This is a genomic window from Aquibium sp. A9E412, from assembly GCF_030398335.1.
Lineage (GTDB): Bacteria > Pseudomonadota > Alphaproteobacteria > Rhizobiales > Rhizobiaceae > A9E412.
In genome coordinates, this window is the sequence record NZ_JAOAOP010000009.1 from 83876 (window position 1) to 101306 (window position 17431).

Consider the following 17431-nt stretch of genomic DNA (forward strand, 5'->3'; position numbering starts at 1 on the left):
CCGGGAGGGTGTCTGGCAAGCGAAGCCCGTGACTGTGGTTGACGGCGCAAGCGTGCGCCGAGCGCGACCGTCTTGTCAACGGCCGGTTCGGCCGCGCGCGCCGCCCCTCAGCCGGTGACGCGGAAGCGCGGCGGCACCTCGGCGTCGGGCGCGTCGCTGACGGCGACCTCCTCGACGGCGGCGCCCGGCGGCCCGTCGTCGAGCCGCTCGAGCATCGCCGCGACCGCGGCGGCCGGTCCCGACAGAAGCGCGACCACCGTGCCGTCGGGCGCGTTGCGCACCCAGCCGGTCACGCCGCGCGCGGTCGCCTCGCGCTGCGTCCAGTCGCGGAAGCCGACGCCCTGCACGCGGCCGCGCACGGTCACCGCAACGGTCTTGCTCTGCATCGCTCTGCCCTCTCGTCCTGTGGCCTTGCCGGGTCGCCCGTGCCGCGGACGCCGCTGTTTCCGGCCGGCCATCTCTGCTAGACAGGTCTCCGGCAGACAGATTGTCGGACGGCGGCCGAAGTCAACGGGCGGATCGCATGAAGGCGGCGTGGTACGAGAAGAACGGCAGGGCGCATGACGTGCTCACGGTCGGCGAGATGGACACGCCGGCGCCGGAGGCGGGCGAGGTGCTGGTGCGCCTGCACACCTCGGGCGTCAACCCGTCCGACGTGAAGTCGCGGCGCGGCCGGCCGCTGGCGGCGCCGCGCATCGTGCCGCACAGCGACGGGGCCGGCGTCATCGAGGCGGTCGGCCAGGGCGTGGCGCGCAGCCGGGTGGGCGAACGCGTGTGGCTGTGGAACGGCCAGTGGAAGCGGCCGTTCGGCACCGCGGCCGAGTTCATCGCGCTGCCCGAGCGCCAGGCGGTGCGGCTGCCCGACGCCACCTCCTTCGACGCGGGCGCCTGTCTCGGCATTCCGGCGCTGACGGCCATGCATGCGGTGCTGCTGCACGAACCGGTGCGCGAACGCACCGTGCTCGTCACCGGCGCCGGCTCGGCGGTCGGCGACTACGCGACGCAGATCGCCAAGGCGCGCGGCGCCCGCGTGCTCGCCACCGCCTCGCCCGCGCGCGCCGAGCTGGCGCGCAAGGCCGGCGCCGACTTCGTCATCGACTACAAGACCAAGGACGTCGCCGAGGTGGCGAGGAGCCTGACGCGCGGCCGCGGCGTCGACGGCATCATCGACATGGACCTGTCGACGACCACCGACCTGATCTCGGCCGGCGTGCTGGCGCCGCACGGCATGCTGGTGGGCTACGGCTCGAACGTGGCCGCCGACGTGCCGGTGTCGTTTCCCGCGCTGCTGTGGGGCAGCCTGACGCTGCGCTTCTTCCTGGTCTACGACCTCGGCCCGGACGAGCGCGCGCGGGCGGTCGACGCGCTGACGGCGCTGCTGCAGGCCGGCACGCTGCGCCACACGATCGGCGCGCGCTTCCGGCTCGACGAGATCGCCGCCGCGCACGAGGCGGTCGAGGGCGGCCGGGTGGTCGGCAACGTCATCCTCGAGATCGCCTGACGTCCCGGCCCCGCGGCGGCTACTGGAAATCGAAGGCGCTCAGGCCGGTGACCATCTCGTCGAGGCCGAGCGGACGGGTGACCGGCGGCTCGGCGCGCGCCAGGCAGCCCGAGCGCTCGCACACCCGGCAGGCCGGGCCGACCGGGGTGGCGGCCGGCGCGGCGCGGCCGGCGACGCCGGGCGGCGTGGCGGGCAGCGCGGCGGCATAGACCACCTCGTCCTTGAAGCCGATGTCGCAGCCGAGCAGCAGCGCTGTGCGCCGCGGCCGCTCGTTGAAGGCGCCCTGCGGCCCCTCGAGGGTGCGCGCGATAGTCAGGAACTCCGCGCCGTCGGGCATCTCCACCGCCTCGACCAGGATCTGGCCGGGCTGGCCGAAGGCGGCGTGCACCGGCAGCTTGGGGCAGGCGCCGCCGAAGCGGCTTTGCGGGAAGCCCTGCGCGCCGGCCTTGCGGAAGCGGTTGCCGGCGTTGTCGACCTCCAGCATGAAGAACGGCACGCCCGCCGCCTCCGGCCGGCACAGCGTGGCGAGCCGGTTGGCGGCATGCTCGAAGGAGACGCGGAAGCGCGACTTCAAGACGTCGATGTCGCAGCGCGCGCGCTGCGCGGCGGTCTGGAAGGCGTGGTAGGGCATCATCAGCGCGTGCGCGGCGTAGCGGCCGAGCTCGAAGCGGGCAAGCCGGCGCGCCTCGTCCGACGACAGCGCCAGCGACCGCACCTCGCCGGCGACCAGCGCGTCGAAGCGGATCAGGCACGCCTCCATGGCGACCTCGCGCAGCTGGTCGGCCGCCGACAGGCGCTCGGAGACGAACAGGCGCTGCGAATGGCGGTCGTAGCGCCGGCGCCAGTTGGGCATGGTGGCGACCGGCAGGGTGCGCACGGCGATGCCGTGCTCGGCCCTGAGCCAGGCCTTGAGCGCGCCGGCGAGGTCGTCGCCCGCGTCGAGCTCGGCGGCGAACGCCTCGGCCGCCTCCTCGATGGCGGGAAAGTGGTTGGGCCGGCGCTCGAACAGCTCGCGCACCTCGTCGATCGGCAGCCGGGCGCCGGCGGCCGTCGTCGCACGGCCCTCGCGGGCCAGCATCTCCGACAGGTCGCTCAGCCGCTCGGCCTGCTCGCGATAGGCGCGATAGAGCTTGATCAGCGCGGCCGCCGCGTTGGGCGCCGCCTCGGCAACCTCGACCAGCTCCTGCTCGCCGGGCAGCTCGCCCGACAGCAGCGGGTCGGAGAACACCTCGCGCATCGCCGCGATCGAGGTGCCGGCCTCGCCCTGCAGGTCCTCCGGGTCGACCTTGTAGACGGAGGCGAGCTTGAGGATGAGCTGCACGGTGAGCGGGCGCTGGTTGCGCTCGATCAGGTTGAGATAGGACGGCGAGATGCCGAGCCCCTCGGCCATCGCCGTCTGGGTCAGGCCGCGCGCGTGGCGGATGCGGCGGATGCGCGGTCCGGCGAAGATCTTCTGGTCGGCCATGGCGTTCCCGGGCGGTGCGGCGGGCGGGTGCCGCAGCGGCTTTTACAAGATTTACTTTTTTACACGCCTCGGCTGTCAAGGACAAGACAGCGTTGCCCGAATTTTGGCAACGAAATCCGATAAATCCTCGTTTTCTCCCGCACTGCAATGTAAAGGATGTCGCATCCGGAGCCGATCAGTCGGGCTCCACGACCTTTACAATCGTACCGCGGAGATCGTTATGACCGATTTTTACAATCTCGTTCCCGGCGCCCCGGAAGGCCGCTACGAGGGCATCGAGCGCCCCTACGGCCCGGACGACGTGAAGCGCCTGCGCGGCTCGGTGCAGATCAAGCACACGCTGGCCGAGCAGGGCGCCAACCGGCTGTGGAAGCTGATCCGCGAGGAGGACTTCGTCAACGCGCTCGGCGCGGTGACCGGCAACCAGGCGATGCAGATGGTGCGCGCCGGGCTGAAGGCGATCTACCTGTCGGGCTGGCAGGTCGCCGCCGACGCCAACACCGCCTCGGCGATGTATCCCGACCAGTCGCTCTATCCGGCCAATGCCGGCCCCGAGCTCGCCCGGCGCATCAACCGCACGCTGCAGCGCGCCGACCAGATCGAGGTGTCGGAGGGCAACGGCCTGTCGGTCGACACCTGGTACGCGCCGATCGTGGCCGACGCGGAGGCCGGCTTCGGCGGGCCGCTCAACGCCTTCGAGATCATGAAGGCCTACATCGAGGCCGGCGCGGCCGGCGTCCACTTCGAGGACCAGCTCGCCTCGGAGAAGAAGTGCGGCCATCTCGGCGGCAAGGTGCTGATCCCGACCGCCGCGCACATCCGCAACCTGACCGCCGCGCGGCTCGCCGCCGACGTGATGGGCGTGCCGAGCCTGATCGTCGCGCGCACCGATGCGGAGGCCGCCAAGCTTCTGACCTCCGACATCGACGAGCGCGACCGGCCCTTCGTCGACTACGACGCCGGGCGCACGGTCGAGGGCTTCTACAACGTGCGCAACGGCCTGGAGCCGTGCATCGCGCGCGCCGTCGCCTACGCCCCCTATTGCGACCTGATCTGGTGCGAGACCTCGAAGCCGGATCTCGAGCAGGCCCGCAAGTTCGCCGAGGGCGTGCACAAGCACCATCCCGGCAAGATGCTGGCCTACAACTGCTCGCCCTCCTTCAACTGGCAGAAGAACCTGGACGAGGCGACGATCGCCAAGTTCCAGCGCGAGCTCGGCGCCATGGGCTACAAGTTCCAGTTCATCACGCTGGCCGGCTTCCACCAGCTCAACTACTCGATGTTCGAGCTGGCGCGCGGCTACAAGGACCGCCAGATGGCCGCCTATTCGGAGCTGCAGCAGGCCGAGTTCGCCGCCGAGGCCGTCGGCTACACGGCGACCAAGCACCAGCGCGAGGTGGGCACCGGCTACTTCGACGCCGTGTCGATGGCGATCACCGGCGGCCAGTCGTCGACCACGGCGATGGGCGAATCCACCGAGACGGCGCAGTTCAAGCCGGCGGCCGAGTAGCGCGCCGGCCCAGCCAAGGAGCATGATGATGGCGACCAAGACCCGCGTTAAGGAGAGGGCCGAGGAGCAGTCGCTCTCCATGAACACCGACCAGCAGGCGGTCATCCGCATGGTGGCCAACGACCTGCACCGCCTCAACCAGTCGGTGATGAAGGCGGTCGACGCCGGCGTCTCGGTCGAGCTCGTGCGCTCGGCCCGCCACCACGGCGGCGACGGCAACTGGGGCGACCTGCTGATTCCCGTCGTGGTCACCAACCGGCCCGTCGGCGGCGAGTAGCCCCGCCCTTCCCTGCCCGCGCGGCGATGCCGTGCCGTGTCGGCCCGCGCGACGCTGTTCGCGCGGGCCTTCTTGCGTCGGCGCCCGCCGCGCCCGTCGCCCCGGTGTACAAAACCGCATCAGACCTTCGCCCCCCTTGACAAGCCGGTCGTGCTGACGAGTATCCGGCACAACCCTTCATTGAATTGCGGCGAGGCGGTTGTAGTTGATGCGGCATTCCCTCCATGCGCAGCCGTCCTTCGCCGGCGCAGCACCCTCCGGCGGCAAGGACGGCGGCTCGTCCCGGCGCATCGGCATGGCGCTGGTCGTCGCCACCCTGCCGGTCAACCGCATCGTCGTCGCACGCATCGTCGAGCGCTCCGGCATCCGCGTGATGGCGGCGACGCCGGGCGACGCCGGCCGGCTGTTCGACGAGATGGGGCCGGGCCTGGTGATCCTCGACGGCGGCGTCGGCGGCCGCGAATGCGACCACCTCGCCGACGCCCTGGCCGACGCCCGGCGCGCCTCGGCCTGGCGGCTGCCGCGCATCGTCTTCCTCGCCGACCAGCCGTGGCGCGAGCCGCCGGCGCACTGGCGCATCGTCGACACGGTGATCGGCAAGCCGGTGACGGTGGAATCGCTGCAGCCGGCCATCGCGCGGCTGGTCGCAGGCTGACCGAAAGGCCGGACCCGCGGCCCGACACGCCCTTTCCTTTGGCCTGTGCGCGGCTATAATCGCCCATCCGCAACGACCCCCTGGTGATTGATGCTCAATCAGAAGAAGGAAGCCCGGCCGGCCGGTCGTGGTGGGCGCACGCGCGTTCCTGCCTTCGTGAAGAGCCTGCGCGGCGTGAAGAGCTGGAAGGAGGCCGGCGCCTGGCTGGAGTGGCGCGGCATCGAGGACATCGAGTGCATCACCCCCGACCAGGCGGGTGTCGCGCGCGGCAAGATGATGCCGTCGAAGAAGTTCACCTCCAACACCTCGCTGGCGCTGCCCTCGGCCGTCTTCATGACCACCATCTCGGGCGGCTATCCCGAGAACGGCGGCGGCTTCGCCTACCCGGAGGACGACGGCGACCTGAAGCTGGTACCGGACCTGTCGACGCTGTCGGTCGTGCCGTGGGAGAGCGATCCCACCGCGCAGGTGATCTGCGACCTGGTGCACCAGGACGGCCGCGTCGTCGAGTTCACCCCGCGCAACGTGCTCAGGCGCGTCATCGACGAATACGCCGCACGCGGGCTGAAGCCGATCGTGGCGCCGGAGATCGAGTTCTACCTGGTCGACAAGAATCCGGACCCGGACTACCCGCTGACGCCGCCCGTCGGCCGCTCGGGCCGGCCGATCGGCGGCGGCCAGGGCTACTCGATCGCCGGCGTCAACGAGTTCGACGAGCTGATCGACGACATCTACCATTTCTGCGAGACGCAGGGGCTGGAGATCGACACGCTGATCCACGAGGAGGGCGCCGGCCAGCTCGAGATCAATCTGCGGCACGGCGATCCGGTCGAGCTCGCCGACCAGGTGTTCCTGTTCAAGCGGACCATCCGCGAGGCCGCCCTCAAGCACGACACCTACGCCACCTTCATGGCCAAGCCGATCCAGGAGCAGCCGGGCTCGGCCATGCACATCCACCAGTCGGTGATCGACGCGAAGACCGGGCAGAACGCCTTCTCCGACGAGGCGGGCGGCGAGACGGACCTGTTCCGCCACTTCCTCGGCGGCATGCAGCGCCACGTGCCCAACGCGCTCATCATGCTGGCGCCCTACGTCAACTCCTACCGCCGGCTGACGCAGGGCGCGTCGGTGCCGGTCAACACGCGCTGGGGCTACGACAACCGCACCACCGCCTTCCGCGTGCCGCGCTCCGACCCCGGCGCGCGACGCGTGGAAAACCGCATCCCCTCGTCCGACGCCAACCCCTACCTGGCGCTCGCCGCCTCGCTCGCCTGCGGGCTGATCGGCATCCTGGAGAAGAGCGAGCCGGACGCGCCGGCCGGCAGCGCGGTCAACCAGGACGAGATCGAGCTGCCGCGCGGCCTGCTCGAGGCGGTCGCCCTGTTCGAGCGCGACGCCGCGCTCGGCGCCATCCTGGGCGAGCCCTTCGTGACCACCTATGCCGCGATCAAGCGGGCCGAGTTCGAGACCTTCATGGAGGTCATCAGCCCGTGGGAGCGCGAGTACCTGCTGTTGAACGTGTGAGGCCGCGACGGCCGGCGGCGGCGCGTGGCGGCAGCCGCCGGCCGGCCCGCCGCCGCCCGGCGCCCCATCCCCCGAACCGCCCCCGCCCGCCCGAGCCTGCCATGCATTACCAGTCCCCCATCTCCCCCGGCGTCTCCTGGTACGAGGCCTCGGTCGGCGCGCGCCCCGAATACGACCCGCTCGACGGCGACACCGCCTGCGACGTGGTGATCGTCGGCGGCGGCTTCACCGGGCTTTCGGCCGCCGCGCATCTGGCCAAGGCGGGCGTCTCGGTGGTGCTCGTCGAGGCGCACCGCTTCGGCGACGGCGCCTCGGGGCGCAACGGCGGCCAGCTCAACACCGGCCAGCGCGCCTGGCCGGAGGAGCTGGAGGCCGAGCTCGGATTTGCCCGCAGCAAGGCGCTGTTCGACCTGGCCGAGGAGGCCAAGGCGCATCTGCTCGACTTCTCCGCCGCGCACGGCATCGAGATCGACTACGTGCCGGGGCACCTGTCGGTGGCGCACAAGCCGCGCCTGCTCGACGACTACCGCGCCCATGTCGACATCGCCGCCGAGCGCTACGGCTATCCGCATCTGGCCTTCATGGACGCGGCCGAAACGGCCGAGCGGCTCGGCTCGGCGCGCTACCACGGCGGCGTGCGCGACACGGGAACCGGGCACATCCACCCGCTCAAGCTGCTGGTCGGCACCGCCCGCGTGGCGGCGCAGGCGGGCGCGCGGCTGTGCGAGCGGACGCCGGCGCGCGCGGTGTCGGCCGAGGGCGGCCGGGTGCGGGTGACGACGCCGCACGGCACGATCACCGCCGCGCGCGGGCTGATCGCCACCAACGCGCATGGCGGCACGCTCGAGCCGGCTTCGGCCGCGCACATCATGCCGATCGGCTCCTTCATCGGCGCCACCGCGCCGCTCGGCGCCGACAGCCCGGTGCTGCCGGGCGGCGAGAGCGTCGACGATTCGCGCTTCGTGGTGCGCTACTTCCGCCGCACGCGGGACGGCCGGCTCCTGTTCGGCGGCCGCGAGGTCTATTCCACGCAGGACCCGCAGGACATGACGGCGGCGATCCGCCGGCAGATCGCCGAGGTCTATCCGGCGCTCGCCGAGGTCGCGCTGACGCATGCCTGGGGCGGCTATGTCGGCATCACCCTGCCGCGAAAGCCCTTCGTGCGCGAGGTGATGCCCAACGTGATCTCGGCCGGCGGCTGGTCCGGCCACGGCGTCATGCTGTCGAACTTCTCCGGCCGGCTCTACGCCGAGGCGGTGGCGGGCAACCGCGACCGGCTGGCCATGCTGGAGGCGCTCGACGTGCCGGCCTTTCCCGGCGGCCGGCGGCTGCGCCCGGCACTGCTCTTCCTGGCGCTCAACTGGTACGCCCTGCGCGACCGCTTCTGACTGCCCGGCGGCCGGCGCACGCGCGGCCGCACCCGGCCCTACAGCGGCCAGAAGAACAGGATCGCCGGCACCGAGACCGCGATGATCAGCACCTCGAGCGGCAGGCCCATGCGCGCGTAGTCGCCGAAGCGGTAGCCGCCCGGCCCCATGATGATGGTGTTGTTCTTGTGGCCGATCGGCGTCAGGAAGGCGCAGGAGGCGGCCACCGCCACACCCATCAGGAAGGGATCGGGCGACACCTCGAGCGAGGTGGCGATGCTGAGCCCGACCGGCGCGGCGATCACCGCCGTGGCGACGTTGTTGAGGAAGTCGGACAGCGTCATGGTGACGACCATCAGGATGGCGAGGATCGCCCATATCGGCAGCGCGCCGGTCTGCGCCACGATGGCGTCGGCGATGAGCTGCGTGCCGCCCGATTCCTCGAGCGCCAGGCCGAGCGGGATCAGCGAGCCGAGCAGCACGATGACCGGCCACTCGACCGATTCGTAGACCTCGCGCGGGCCGACGATGTTGAACAGCGCATAGACGATGACGGCGGCCGCCAGCGCGATGGCGAGCGGCAGCAGGCCAATCACCGCCAGCGCCACGGCGACGGCGAACACGCCGATGGCGAAGGCCGCCTTGCCGCGCTGCAGCACCGCGTGGCTGCGCTCGGCCAGCGGGAAGACGCCGAGCCATTCGGCGGCGTCGGCGACGCGGCTTTGCGGCCCGAGCAGCAGCAGCACGTCGCCCGGCCGGATGGCGAGCTGGCGCACGCGCTCGCGGAAGCGGCGGCCCTGGCGCGACACGCCGAGCAGCGTGACGCCGCGGCGGTAGAGCAGCCGCAGGCCGAGCGCCGTGCGCCCGACGATGCGCGCATTGTCCGGCACGATCGCCTCGACCAGGGTCAGCGATTCGCTGGTCAGGTTGGCGCGCTTGTCGGCGCCCGGCGGCTTCAGGTCGGCGGCGCCGAGAAAGGCCTCGATCGCCTTGGGCGCGCCTTCCAGCACGATGTGGTCGTTCTTGCGGATCTCCTCGCTGGCGGCGAAGCCGGGCAGCCGCTTGCCGCGCCGCACCAGGCCGACCACCGCCACGTCGTGCTCGTCGCCGAGCGGAAACAGCTCCGACAGCGGCTTGCCGATCGACTTCGATCCCTCCTTGGCGACCGCCTCGGCGACATAGTCGGACGTCTCGCCGCCGGCGTCGAGGGCGGCCTGCTGGCCGCGCTCGGGGATGAAGCGCCAGCCGATCGTCGTCACGAAGGCGATGCCGACGATCGCGCAGACCAGGCCGACCGGCGAGAAGTCGAACATCGAGAAGGATTCGCCGAGCGCGCGGTCGCGGAACTGCGCGACGACGATGTTGGGCGGCGTGCCGATCAGCGTGATCATGCCGCCCAGGATGGTGGCGAAGGACAGCGGCATCAGCGAGCGCGACACCGAGCGCTTGGCCTTCTGCGCGGCCTCCATGTCGAGCGTCATCAGCATGACCAGCGCGGCGACGTTGTTGATGACGGCCGACAGCACCGCGCCGACCACCGACATGATGCCGACATGGGCGTAGAGCGAGCGGCCGCTCGACAGCACCACCCCGGCGACCAGCTCGACGGCGCCGGCATTGGTGAGCGCGCGCGAGACGACGAGCACCAGCGCGATGATGATGACCGCCTCGTGGCCGAAGCCGGCGAAGGCCTCCTCGGTCGGCACCACGCCGGCCGCCACGGCGACGATCAGCGCGGCGAAGGCGACGAGGTCGTAGCGGATGCGCCCCCACACGAGGAAGGCGAACAGGACGCCGAGCAGGGAAAACAGGAAGATCTGCTCGTAGGTCATGCGGCAGGGTCCGGCGTGCGGCGCGAAAGCGCGGGATGGCGGGGCGGCGGGAACACGGGCGGGCGGCGCGTCAGATGCAGCGCCCGCCGTCGACCTCGAGGGCGACGCCGGTGATGAACTCCGCCTCGTCGGAGGCGAGCCAGAGCGCCGCATTGGCGATGTCGAGCGGCGTCGACAGGCGGCCGAGCGGCACCGAGGCACGGAACTGGGCGCGCCGCTCCGGCGTGTCCTCGCCGAGGAACAGGCCGAGCATGCCGGTCTCGCCGGCGACCGGGCACAGGCAGTTGACGCGGATCTTCTTGGGCGCCAGCTCGACGGCCATCGACTTGGTGGCGGTGATCGCCCAGCCCTTCGAGGCGTTGTACCAGGTCAGCCCGGGGCGCGGCCGCAGCCCGGCCGTCGAGGCGGTGGTGATGATCGAGCCGCCGCCCTGGCGCTCCATCACCGGCACCACGGCGAGCGCGGTGTGATAGATCGCCTTCATGTTGACGGCTGCGATCAGGTCGAAGGTCGGCTCGTCGACCTCGAGCATGTCGCCGTTAGCATGGGTGAAGCCGGCATTGTTGACCATGATGTCGAGACGGCCGTGCGCGTCGAGCGCGGCCGCCACCATCGCCTCGATCTCGTCCTTCTGGGTGACGTCGGCCTTCACCGCGATCGCCGCCGCGCCGATGTCGCGCGCCACGCGCTCGGCCCCCTTGCCGTTCAGGTCGGCGACGACGACGCGCGCGCCCTCCTCGGCGAAGCGCCGGGCCATGCCCTCGCCGAAGCCCGAGGCCGCGCCCGTGACGACGGCCACCTTGTCCTTGAGACGGTTCATCCGGCCTCCTTGCCGATCTGCGCCCGCGCGGGCCGGTTGCGCCCGTCGCAGCGACGGTGGATGCGTTCGAGGAAATGCAGGCCGGCTCCAACGCGTTCTCCTGGCGCGTTGCCGGATGGCGAGCCGGCGTCCACGTCGCCCGGAAACGCCTTAGCCATGGTTGAAGACGACCGTCTTGGTGGCCGACATGTCGAACAGCGCCTCGAAGCCCTTCTCGCGGCCGTGGCCGGACTTCTTGAAGCCGCCGAAGGGCAGTTCGATGCCGCCGCCCGCGCCGTAGCCGTTGACGAACACCTGGCCGGCGCGCACCCGCTTGGCGACGCGGTGCTGGCGGCCGCCGTCGCGCGTCCACACGCCGGCGACCAGGCCGAACTCGGTGGCGTTGGCAAGCCGCACCGCGTCGGCCTCGTCGTCGAAGGCCATCAGCGACAGGACCGGGCCGAACACCTCCTCCTGGGCGACCGCCGCGGCGGGATCGACGCTGCCGAACAGCACCGGCGCCTGGTAGAAGCCGGCGGCCGGCGCCGCCGCGTCGACGCTGCCGCGCGCCAGAACGGCGACTCCCGCCTCCTCGGCCGCCGCGACATAGCCGGCGACGCGCTCGGCCTGGCGCGCGTTGATCATCGGCCCGAGGTCGAGGTCGGCGTCGTGCGGCCCGGCGACGAGGGCGGCGAAGCGCCCGGCGAGGCCGGCGGCGACCGCCTCGTAGACCGGCCGCTCGACCAGGATGCGGCTGCCGGCCGAGCAGGTCTGGCCGCCGTTCTGGATGATGGCGTTGACGAGCACCGGCAGCGCGGCCTCGAGATCGGCGTCGGCGAAGACGATCTGCGGCGACTTGCCGCCGAGCTCCATGGTGACGCCGCGGTTGTTGACGGCGGCGGCCTGCTGGATCGCCGTGCCGGTGACCGGCGAGCCGGTGAAGGTGACGTAGTCGACAAGCGGATGGCGCGACAGCGCCGCCCCGGCCTCGGCGCCGAAGCCGGTGACCACGTTGAAGACGCCGGCCGGAAAGCCCGCCTCGAGCGCCAGCTCGGCGATGCGGATCGCCGTCAGCGAGGCGTCCTCGGCCGGCTTGACCACCAGCGTGTTGCCCATGGCGAGCGCGGCGCCGGCGACGCGGGCCAGGATCTGCAGCGGATAGTTCCACGGGATGATGCCGGCGACCACGCCGTGCGGCTCGCGCAGGGTGAGCGCGGTGTAGCCGTCGAGGAAGGGGATCGTGTCGCCGTGCACCTTGTCGGCCGCGCCGCCGTAGAACTCGTAGTAGCGCATCGTCGCCGTCACGTCGGCGCGGCCCTGGCGGGCCGGCTTGCCGGTGTCGCGCGATTCCAGCGCGGCGAGCTCGTCGGCGTTGTCCTCGACGAGCCGGAACAGCCGGGTCAGGCAGCGGCCGCGCTCGACCGCCGGCATGCGGCTCCACGGGCCCTCGTCGAAGGCCGTGCGCGCGGCGCGCACCGCGCGGTCGACGTCGGCGTCGCCGGAGGCCGGAATCGAGGCGAACACCGCGCCATCCGACGGCGACACGACGTCGATGCGGCGGCCCGACAGGGCGTCGACCGCCTGGCCGTCGATCACCTGCATGAAGGCGCGGCCCTCGGCCACGGTGCGCGAAAGCGGCGTTCCCATTCGGCTATCGTCTCCGTCTTGCCCCCGCCGGCAAGGCTCCTATCCTTGCCCGCGTGGCTACGAGAAGCGCAGCGCCGCGTTCAGTGTCAAGCGCCGACAGGGCAAAACGCGGCACTGGCCATTCTAAATCGATTAGATTATAGCCGCCCGCAATGCCCATCCGCGGCCCGGAGTTCGCATGACCGCCAAGACGATTCCCGTCGACCCGTTCGACCTGGTGGTGTTCGGCGCCACCGGCGACCTGGCCGAGCGCAAGCTGATCCCGGCGCTCTACCAGCGCCAGCGCGCCGGCCAGTTCTCCGAGCCGACCCGCATCTTCGGCGCCTCGCGCTCGCGGCTCGACGACGAGGCCTACCGCGCCTTCGCGCGCCAGGCGATCGCCGATCACGTGCCGGCCGACCAGGTGGAGGCCGACCAGGTGGAGCGCTTCGTGGCGCGGCTCGGCTACGTGCCGGTCGACGCCAGCGCCGGCACCGGCTTCGACGCGCTGGCCGCGGCGATCGGCGACAGCGCGGCCGTGCGCGCCTTCTATCTGGCGGTGGCGCCCGGCCTCTACGGCGCCATCGCCGAGCGGCTCGCGGCGCACCGGCTGGTCGCGCCGACCTCGCGCATCGTGGTGGAAAAGCCGATCGGCCGCAGCCTGGAATCGGCCTGCGCGCTGAACGATGCCATCGGCCGGGTGTTCGACGAGCACCGCATCTTCCGCATCGACCACTACCTCGGCAAGGAGACGGTGCAGAACCTGATGGCGCTGCGCTTCGCCAATGCGCTGTTCGAGCCGCTGTGGAACTCCGCCCATGTCGACCACGTGCAGATCACGGTCGCCGAGGCGGTCGGGCTCGAGGGCCGCGCCGACTACTACGACACCGCCGGCGCGCTGCGCGACATGGTGCAGAACCACATCCTGCAGCTTCTGTGCCTGGTGGCGATGGAGGCGCCGTCGTCGCTCGACGCCGACGAGCTGCGCGACGAGAAGCTGAAGGTGCTGCGCGCGCTGACGCCGATCGACGGCGGCAACGCCGCGCGGCTGACCGTGCGCGGCCAGTACCGCGCCGGCGCCTCGGCCGGCGGCGCCGTCAAGGGCTACGCCCAGGAGCTCGAGAACGGCGCCAGCGACACCGAGACCTTCGTCGCGCTGAAGGCGGAGATCGCCAACTGGCGCTGGGCCGGCGTGCCGTTCTACCTGCGCACCGGCAAGCGGCTGGCGAGCCGCGTGTCGGAGATCGTCATCCAGTTCAAGCCGATCCCGCACTCGATCTTCGGCGAGGCGGCCGGGCCGGTCTATGCCAACCAGCTCGTCATCCGGCTGCAGCCCGACGAGGGCGTCAAGCAGTGGATCATGATCAAGGACCCGGGGCCCGGCGGCATGCGGCTGCGGCACATGCCGCTCGACATGAGCTTCGCCGACTCCTTCAACGTGCGCAATCCCGACGCCTACGAGCGGCTGGTGATGGACGTGGTGCGCGGCAACCAGACGCTGTTCATGCGCCGCGACGAGGTCGAGGCGGCCTGGCGCTGGATCGACCCCATCCTCGCCGCCTGGGAGGACAACGGCCAGACCGTGCAGGGCTACACCGCCGGCACCTGGGGCCCGTCGGCCTCGATCGCGCTGATCGAGCGCGACGGGCGCACCTGGCACGAGAGCGTCTAGCCGATGGCCGCCGCCCTCGCCTGGCACGAGCACGCCACGCCCGCCGCGCTGGCCGAGGCGCTGGCCGGCGCCGTCGCCCGCACGCTCGACGCGGCGGTCGCCGCGCGCGGCGCCGCGCTGCTCGTGGTGTCGGGCGGCACGACGCCGGTGCGCCTGTTCCAGGCGCTGTCGCGCAAGCCGCTCGCCTGGGAGAAGGTGACGGTGACGCTCGCCGACGAGCGCTGCGTGGCGCCGGATTCGGAGCGCTCGAACGCGCGGCTGGTCGCCCAGCACCTGCTGCAGAACCGCGCCGCGCGCGCCGGCTTCGTGCCGCTGTGCGACGACGGCGCCGAGCCGGCGGCGGCGGCCGCCGCGGCCGACCGCCGGCTGACCGGGCTCGCCTGGCCGGCCGACGTCATGCTGCTGGGCATGGGCACGGACGGCCACACCGCCTCGCTGTTTCCCGGCGCCGAGGGGCTCGAGGCGATGTTCGCCGAGCGCGACGGCGCGGCCGTGTGGCCGGTCGCCGCCCCCGGCGCCGGCGAGCCGCGGCTGACGCTCGCGCCGCGGCTGATCGCCGGCGCGCGCTTCAAGGCGCTGCACATCGAGGGGGCGGACAAGAAGGAGGCGCTGAAGGCGACGCTGGCGCGTGCGGCGCCGCCCTTCCTGCCGGTGCGCCGCGTCCTCGAAATGGCCACCGGCGAGGTCCATATTCACTGGGCACCGCGAAAGGACAGCCGAGCATGACCGCAAGACGCGAGATCGAAGCCGTCACCGAACGCATCCGCCTGCGCTCGAAGGCCGCGCGCGAGGCCTATCTGGCGCGCATCGACGCGGCGGCGGGCGAGACGGTGCACCGCGCGGCGCTGTCGTGCGGCAACCTGGCGCACGGCTTCGCCGCCTGCCAGGCGGCCGACAAGGCGGCGCTGTCGGGCGACCGGGTGCCCAATCTCGGCATCGTGACGGCCTACAACGACATGCTGTCGGCGCATCAGCCGTTCGAGCCGTTCCCGCAGCTCATCAAAAAGGCCGCGCACGAGGCGGGCGGCGTGGCGCAGGTGGCCGGCGGCGTGCCGGCCATGTGCGACGGCGTCACCCAGGGCCAGCCGGGCATGGAGCTGTCGCTGTTCTCGCGCGACGTGATCGCCATGTCGGCGGCGATCGGCCTGTCGCACAACATGTTCGATGCCGCCGTCTTCCTCGGCGTGTGCGACAAGATCGTGCCGGGGCTGGTGATCGCGGCGCTCAGCTTCGGCCACCTGCCGGCCGTCTTCATCCCGGCCGGGCCGATGACCTCGGGCCTGCCGAACGACGAGAAGGCGCGCATCCGCCAGCTCTACGCCGAGGGCAAGGTCGGCCGCGACGCGCTGCTGGAGGCCGAATCGAAGTCCTATCACGGCCCCGGCACCTGCACCTTCTACGGCACGGCGAACTCCAACCAGATGCTGATGGAGATGATGGGCCTGCACACGCCGGGCTCCTCCTTCGTCAACCCGAACACGCCGCTGCGCGACGCGCTGACGCGCGAGGCGGCGCGCCGCGCGCTGGCGATCACCGCGCTCGGCAACGCCTACACGCCGGTCGGCCGGATGATCGACGAGCGCTCGGTGGTCAACGGCATCGTCGGGCTCAACGCCACCGGCGGCTCGACCAACCACACGCTGCACCTGATCGCCATGGCGGCGAGCGCCGGCATCGCCATCACCTGGCAGGACATCGCCGACATCTCCGCCGCGGTGCCGCTGATGGCGCGCGTCTATCCCAACGGGCTGGCCGACGTGAACCACTTCCACGCCGCCGGCGGACTCGGCTTCCTGATCCGCGAACTGTGCGCGGAGGGCTATTTGCACGCCGACGTGCGCACCGTGTGGGGCGAGGGTCTCGAGGCCTACGCCGTCGAGGCGGTGCTGGGGCCGGACGGCACGGTGGAGCGCCGGCCGGCGCCGGAGAAGAGCGGCGACGAGAAGGTGCTGGCGCCGGCCGGCAAGGCGTTTCAGCCGAGCGGCGGCATCCGCGTGCTCGACGGCAATCTCGGCCACGCCATCATCAAGGTCTCGGCGGTCAAGCCGGAGCACCGGGTGGTGGAGGCGCCGGCGGCGATCTTCCACGACCAGGCCGAGCTGCAGGCCGCCTTCAAGGAGGGGCGGCTCGACCGCGACGTCGTCGCGGTGGTGCGTTTCCAGGGACCGCGGGCCAACGGCATGCCCGAGCTGCACCGGCTGACGCCGCCGCTCGGCGTGCTGCAGGACCGCGGCCACAAGGTGGCGCTGGTCACCGACGGGCGCATGTCGGGCGCCTCGGGCAAGGTGCCGGCGGCCATCCACGTCACGCCGGAGGCGCTCGACGGCGGCGCGCTGGCGTTGCTGCGCGACGGCGACACGGTGCGGGTGGACGCGGTCGCCGGCCGGCTCGAGGCGCTGGTCGAGCCGGCCGAATGGGCCGCCCGCACGCCGGCCGTCGCCGACCTGTCGGCGCACCATGCCGGCTTCGGCCGCGAGCTGTTCGCCGGCTTCCGCCAGCTCGCCCGGCGGGCCGACCAGGGCGCCGGCGCGTTCGGCGACGCCGCCTGACCGGCCGACGCCGCGCGCCGGCCTGCGCCATCGGCCCCGCCTCCCCGGTCGCAATCAAGCCAACCGCGCGGCGCGCGCCCGCCTATCCTTGAGGCAGCGCAAAGCGATCGGCACGCCTTCGGTGCAGGGTCGGGCGAATCGTTCGCCCGCCCGCGCGGCGCGGCGAGCCGACGAACCGCCGGTGCCGGCGGCGCCGAACGCAGAGGAGGGAAGCATGTACAAGAAGATCATCGTCCCGGTCGACCTGGCCCACGCGGACAAGCTCGACAAGGCGCTGGCGACGGCGGCGGATCTGGCCAAGCACTACGGCGCGGAGCTGTGCTGCGTCGGCGTCACGGCGGCCGCGCCGAGCGCTGTGGCGCACAATCCGAAGGAGTTCGGCGAGCGCCTCGAGGCCTTCGCCAAGGACTGCGGCGCCCGCCACGGCGTGACGATGACCGCGCGGACGGTCGAGAGCCACGACCCGGCGCGCGACGTCGACGAGGCGCTCGACAAGGCGGTGCATGCCGAGGGCGCCGATCTGGTGGTGATGGCCTCGCACGTGCCGACCTTCGCCGACCACATCTTCGCCTCGCGCGCCGGCTGGCTCGCCTCGCACACCGACACGTCGGTGTTCGTCGTGCGCTGACGGCCGCAGCGCGGCGGCATCGGCCG

At 72.1% G+C, this 17431-nt stretch carries 15 protein-coding genes; 10 read left to right on the plus strand and 5 right to left on the minus strand.

What is annotated here, in order from left to right:
* Positions 1–107: 107 nt before the first annotated feature.
* Positions 108–386 carry an acylphosphatase gene (locus N1F89_RS06250; protein ID WP_290082598.1) on the minus strand — a complete coding sequence of 93 codons (279 nt, stop codon included), beginning with the start codon at positions 384–386 and terminating at the stop codon, positions 108–110.
* A 137-nt stretch (positions 387–523) separates the two neighbouring features.
* Here N1F89_RS06250 and N1F89_RS06255 point away from each other — a divergent pair, with 137 nt between their 5' ends.
* Positions 524–1501, plus strand: a complete 978-nt coding sequence (locus N1F89_RS06255; protein ID WP_290082599.1) for an NADPH:quinone reductase — start codon at positions 524–526, stop codon at positions 1499–1501.
* Between the two features lie 19 nt (positions 1502–1520).
* On the opposite strand, the gene N1F89_RS06260 is transcribed toward N1F89_RS06255, so the two are convergent.
* A complete protein-coding gene (locus tag N1F89_RS06260; RefSeq protein ID WP_290082600.1) occupies positions 1521–2966 on the minus strand; it encodes a short-chain fatty acyl-CoA regulator family protein in 1446 nt (481 codons plus the stop codon).
* A 220-nt stretch (positions 2967–3186) separates the two neighbouring features.
* On the opposite strand from N1F89_RS06260, the gene aceA reads away from it, so the two are divergent.
* The 5 genes from aceA to N1F89_RS06285 all read left to right on the plus strand — a co-directional run bounded on the left by aceA (position 3187) and on the right by N1F89_RS06285 (position 8320).
* Positions 3187–4476 carry an isocitrate lyase gene (gene aceA, locus N1F89_RS06265; protein WP_290082602.1) on the plus strand — a complete coding sequence of 430 codons (1290 nt, stop codon included), beginning with the start codon at positions 3187–3189 and terminating at the stop codon, positions 4474–4476.
* A 28-nt stretch (positions 4477–4504) separates the two neighbouring features.
* Positions 4505–4753, plus strand: coding sequence for a hypothetical protein (locus tag N1F89_RS06270; RefSeq protein WP_290082603.1), 249 nt, complete (start codon positions 4505–4507; stop codon positions 4751–4753).
* A 208-nt stretch (positions 4754–4961) separates the two neighbouring features.
* Positions 4962–5408: a response regulator gene (locus N1F89_RS06275; RefSeq protein ID WP_290082604.1), complete on the plus strand. Its 447-nt coding sequence runs from the start codon at positions 4962–4964 to the stop codon at positions 5406–5408.
* A gap of 90 nt (positions 5409–5498) precedes the next feature.
* Entirely contained in the window at positions 5499–6932 is a 1434-nt protein-coding gene (locus N1F89_RS06280; protein WP_290082605.1) for a glutamine synthetase family protein, read from the plus strand.
* 101 nt (positions 6933–7033) lie between these two features.
* Complete coding sequence (locus tag N1F89_RS06285) at positions 7034–8320, plus strand: FAD-binding oxidoreductase (protein WP_290082607.1); 1287 nt, start codon at positions 7034–7036, stop codon at positions 8318–8320.
* 38 nt (positions 8321–8358) lie between these two features.
* Here N1F89_RS06285 and N1F89_RS06290 read toward each other — a convergent pair whose 3' ends face one another.
* The 3 genes from N1F89_RS06290 to N1F89_RS06300 all read right to left on the minus strand — a co-directional run bounded on the left by N1F89_RS06290 (position 8359) and on the right by N1F89_RS06300 (position 12577).
* Positions 8359–10131 carry an SLC13 family permease gene (locus N1F89_RS06290; protein ID WP_290082609.1) on the minus strand — a complete coding sequence of 591 codons (1773 nt, stop codon included), beginning with the start codon at positions 10129–10131 and terminating at the stop codon, positions 8359–8361.
* A gap of 70 nt (positions 10132–10201) precedes the next feature.
* On the minus strand, positions 10202–10951 hold the full coding sequence (locus tag N1F89_RS06295) for an SDR family oxidoreductase (protein WP_290082611.1): 750 nt from the start codon (positions 10949–10951) through the stop codon (positions 10202–10204).
* A 150-nt stretch (positions 10952–11101) separates the two neighbouring features.
* Positions 11102–12577, minus strand: coding sequence for an aldehyde dehydrogenase family protein (locus N1F89_RS06300; protein WP_290082613.1), 1476 nt, complete (start codon positions 12575–12577; stop codon positions 11102–11104).
* A 178-nt stretch (positions 12578–12755) separates the two neighbouring features.
* Here N1F89_RS06300 and zwf point away from each other — a divergent pair, with 178 nt between their 5' ends.
* The 4 genes from zwf (at position 12756) to N1F89_RS06320 (ending at position 17405) form a co-directional block, all read left to right on the plus strand.
* The gene (gene zwf / locus N1F89_RS06305; RefSeq protein ID WP_290082615.1) at positions 12756–14228 is read left to right on the plus strand and encodes a glucose-6-phosphate dehydrogenase; all 1473 of its coding nucleotides are present in this window, start codon (positions 12756–12758) and stop codon (positions 14226–14228) included.
* A gap of 3 nt (positions 14229–14231) precedes the next feature.
* Entirely contained in the window at positions 14232–14954 is a 723-nt protein-coding gene (gene pgl / locus N1F89_RS06310) for a 6-phosphogluconolactonase (RefSeq protein WP_290082617.1), read from the plus strand.
* Positions 14951–16777, plus strand: coding sequence for a phosphogluconate dehydratase (gene edd, locus N1F89_RS06315; protein ID WP_290082618.1), 1827 nt, complete (start codon positions 14951–14953; stop codon positions 16775–16777). The genes pgl and edd overlap by 4 nt, the downstream gene beginning before the upstream one ends.
* A 214-nt stretch (positions 16778–16991) precedes the next feature.
* A complete protein-coding gene (locus N1F89_RS06320; protein WP_290082620.1) occupies positions 16992–17405 on the plus strand; it encodes a universal stress protein in 414 nt (137 codons plus the stop codon).
* Positions 17406–17431 lie beyond the last annotated feature (26 nt).

Excerpts from the sequence above, each read along its gene's own strand:
- N1F89_RS06280 (WP_290082605.1), top strand. The coding sequence starts at position 5,499 with ATGCTCAATCAGAAGAAGGAAGCCCGGCCGGCCGGTCGTGGTGGGCGC.
- N1F89_RS06300 (WP_290082613.1), bottom strand. The coding sequence starts at position 12,577 with ATGGGAACGCCGCTTTCGCGCACCGTGGCCGAGGGCCGCGCCTTCATG.
- pgl (WP_290082617.1), top strand. The coding sequence starts at position 14,232 with ATGGCCGCCGCCCTCGCCTGGCACGAGCACGCCACGCCCGCCGCGCTG.
- N1F89_RS06255 (WP_290082599.1), top strand. The coding sequence starts at position 524 with ATGAAGGCGGCGTGGTACGAGAAGAACGGCAGGGCGCATGACGTGCTC.
- N1F89_RS06270 (WP_290082603.1), top strand. The coding sequence starts at position 4,505 with ATGGCGACCAAGACCCGCGTTAAGGAGAGGGCCGAGGAGCAGTCGCTC.
- N1F89_RS06260 (WP_290082600.1), bottom strand. The coding sequence starts at position 2,966 with ATGGCCGACCAGAAGATCTTCGCCGGACCGCGCATCCGCCGCATCCGC.
- N1F89_RS06320 (WP_290082620.1), top strand. The coding sequence starts at position 16,992 with ATGTACAAGAAGATCATCGTCCCGGTCGACCTGGCCCACGCGGACAAG.
- N1F89_RS06285 (WP_290082607.1), top strand. The coding sequence starts at position 7,034 with ATGCATTACCAGTCCCCCATCTCCCCCGGCGTCTCCTGGTACGAGGCC.
- N1F89_RS06295 (WP_290082611.1), bottom strand. The coding sequence starts at position 10,951 with ATGAACCGTCTCAAGGACAAGGTGGCCGTCGTCACGGGCGCGGCCTCG.
- aceA (WP_290082602.1), top strand. The coding sequence starts at position 3,187 with ATGACCGATTTTTACAATCTCGTTCCCGGCGCCCCGGAAGGCCGCTAC.
- N1F89_RS06250 (WP_290082598.1), bottom strand. The coding sequence starts at position 386 with ATGCAGAGCAAGACCGTTGCGGTGACCGTGCGCGGCCGCGTGCAGGGC.
- N1F89_RS06275 (WP_290082604.1), top strand. The coding sequence starts at position 4,962 with ATGCGGCATTCCCTCCATGCGCAGCCGTCCTTCGCCGGCGCAGCACCC.
- zwf (WP_290082615.1), top strand. The coding sequence starts at position 12,756 with ATGACCGCCAAGACGATTCCCGTCGACCCGTTCGACCTGGTGGTGTTC.
- N1F89_RS06290 (WP_290082609.1), bottom strand. The coding sequence starts at position 10,131 with ATGACCTACGAGCAGATCTTCCTGTTTTCCCTGCTCGGCGTCCTGTTC.
- edd (WP_290082618.1), top strand. The coding sequence starts at position 14,951 with ATGACCGCAAGACGCGAGATCGAAGCCGTCACCGAACGCATCCGCCTG.